The sequence below is a fragment of the Mycobacterium sp. 1245499.0 genome, from assembly GCF_001673615.1.
Classification (GTDB): domain Bacteria; phylum Actinomycetota; class Actinomycetes; order Mycobacteriales; family Mycobacteriaceae; genus Mycobacterium; species Mycobacterium europaeum_A.
The window spans coordinates 1-2,314 of sequence record NZ_LZMG01000350.1; the positions used below are offsets into that span (position 1 = coordinate 1).

A 2,314-nucleotide genomic window follows, 5' to 3' on the forward strand; every position below is an offset into this window, starting at 1 on the left:
CCGCCGTCGCCGCCACCGCGCGGGCTCAGGCCCTGGCATTGGGATGCGTTGCGGCCCAAGTGGTTCGGGTCCGGGTGGGCAACCAGGGCGGTCCCGAGGCGGCGGCGCGCGCCGCCCGCTACGCCGCGTTGAGCGCCCAGCACAGCGGCCCGGTGCTGCTAGGTCACACGCTCGACGACCAAGCCGAGACGGTGTTGCTGGGCCTGGGCCGCGGATCCGGGGTGCGCTCGATCGCCGGGATGCGTCCCTACGATCCGCCGTGGTGCCGGCCCCTGTTGGCGGTGCGCCGGGCGGTGACGCACGCCGCGTGCCGGGAGCTGGGCCTGACGCCCTGGCAGGATCCGCACAATACCGACCGCCGCTTCACCCGGACCCGGCTGCGCACCGAGGTGCTGCCGCTGCTGGAAGACGTGCTCGGCGGCGGCGTGGCCGAGGCGCTGGCCCGCACCGCGACCGCGTTGCGGGAGGACTCCGAGCTGCTCGACACGCTGGCCGCCCAGGCGCTGCCGGGGGCCCGCGCGGACGCCGGCCTGCGGGTGCAGGCGCTGGCGGCGCTGGACGCCCCCGTGCGGCGCCGGGTGATCCGGGCGTGGCTGCTGGCCGGCGGCGCAACCGGCCTGACCGACAAGCAAATCCGGGCGGTCGACGGCCTGGTCACCCGCTGGCGCGGGCAGGGTGGGGTGGCGGTGGGGTCGTCGTCGCCTGGCGAGAGATTGTTCGCGGGCCGCCGCGACGGCCTGCTGACGCTGTGGCGCGAGCCGGTCCGTTAACCGCAATGTCGGGGCTGCCGTTGGTTATTCGCCCGCCGTCGTGGCACTCTGTGGGCGTGGCCCAGATCTCCTCGGCGATCACCCCCGCTCAGCCCGCGGAGCTTTACCCCGGGGATATCAAGTCTGTCCTGCTTACGTCGGCGCAAATTCAGGCGCGAATCGCCGAACTCGGCCACGAAATCGGCGAGAGCTACCGCGACGCCGCGACGCAGACCGGTCAGGACCTGCTACTGATCACGGTGCTCAAGGGTGCTGTGATCTTTGTCACCGACCTGGCCCGGGCGATCCCGCTGCCCACCCAGTTCGAATTCATGGCCGTCAGCTCGTACGGGTCGTCGACGTCCTCCTCGGGGGTGGTGCGGATCCTAAAGGACCTGGACCGCGATATCGAGGGCCGCGACGTGCTGATCGTCGAGGACGTCGTGGACTCGGGACTCACCCTGTCCTGGCTGTTGCGCAACCTCAAGACGCGGCACCCGCGGTCGCTGCGGGTGTGCACGCTGCTGCGCAAGCCCGACGCGCAGGGCGCGCACGTGGACATCGCCTACGTGGGCTTCGACATCCCCAACGACTTCGTCGTGGGCTACGGCCTCGACTACGACGAGCGCTACCGGGACCTGTCCTACATCGGCACGCTGGACCCCAGGGTCTACCAGCAGTAGCCGCGACCGCCGCTAGTCCAACTCCCACACCGCGGTCACCGAGAAGTTCACCGTTTGCTGGCCGGGCTCCAGCGGAACCATGGACGGCATGGCCCGCGGCGCCCCGACCGGCGGTGGGGTGGCACCGGTGGCCTCCGAGATGGACAGCACCCGGCCCAGCCGAAGCCCGGACAGCTGGGCGTACTGCTCGGCGCGGTTCTTGGCGTCGTTGAACGCGCGGGACCGGGCGTCCTTCACCAGTTGCGAATCGTCGGCGATGGAATAACGAACCGACTTGATCCGGGTGGCATCGCCGCCGGTGCCGACGATGAGGGCCAGCAGCCGCGACGCGGCGTCAGCCGGGTGGATCTTGACGGCGATGGCGTTGGTGGCGCGGTAGGCGGTGATGGCGGCGGTGCCGCTGGGCTCCGGGTTGTTGTATTCGGGGGACAGGGTGACCTCGGTGGTGCTGATGTCCTTACGGTCGATGCCGGCGGCGGTCAGTGCGTTGATCACCGCCTGTTGCCGGTCGTTGGTCTGGTTCATCGCGGTGGTGACGTCGGGTGCGGTGAATTCGATGCCCACGTCGGCGGTCAGGGTGTCCGGGACGCCCTGGACCTGGCCGGTGCCGACGACCGTGACCTGACGGGGGTTGGCCCCGGGCTGCGGCGCGTTGTGCTTGTCGCACGCCGACACCGCGGCGATGGTCAGGCCGGCCGCGACCGCGGCGATCGATCGGCGGACAAACCTCGAGGCATTCGGTGCGACCGGCATGCCTGGCACCCTAGCGTCCGGGCCGCGGTCGGTGGGCGCGATTTACGCCGCGGCGTTGTCGGCGTTTCGGCCGAAGCCACCGGTTTCGTTCAGCCCGCATACGCGAATGATGAGGTGCGACAGCCCGTT

General features: G+C 70.9%; 3 protein-coding genes. 2 read left to right on the top strand and 1 reads right to left on the bottom strand.

Features of this window, described 5'->3' with window-relative positions; genetic code table 11:
• Both A5646_RS21775 and hpt read left to right on the top strand, forming a co-directional pair.
• Window positions 1–770, top strand: a 770-nt coding sequence (locus tag A5646_RS21775) for an ATP-binding protein (RefSeq protein ID WP_067024117.1), incomplete at its 5' end; no start/stop codon positions are given.
• A 50-nt stretch (window positions 771–820) separates the two neighbouring features.
• Entirely contained in the window at window positions 821–1,432 is a 612-nt protein-coding gene (hpt, locus tag A5646_RS21780) for a hypoxanthine phosphoribosyltransferase (protein ID WP_066867244.1), read from the top strand.
• A 12-nt stretch (window positions 1,433–1,444) separates the two neighbouring features.
• On the opposite strand, the gene A5646_RS21785 is transcribed toward hpt, so the two are convergent.
• Window positions 1,445–2,185: an SIMPL domain-containing protein gene (locus tag A5646_RS21785; protein ID WP_067024119.1), complete on the bottom strand. Its 741-nt coding sequence runs from the start codon at window positions 2,183–2,185 to the stop codon at window positions 1,445–1,447.
• Between the last annotated feature and the right edge of the window lie 129 nt (window positions 2,186–2,314).

Bases quoted from the DNA above. Each gene is read 5' to 3' on its own strand.
- A5646_RS21785 (WP_067024119.1), bottom strand. From the start codon at position 2,185: ATGCCGGTCGCACCGAATGCCTCGAGGTTTGTCCGCCGATCGATCGCC.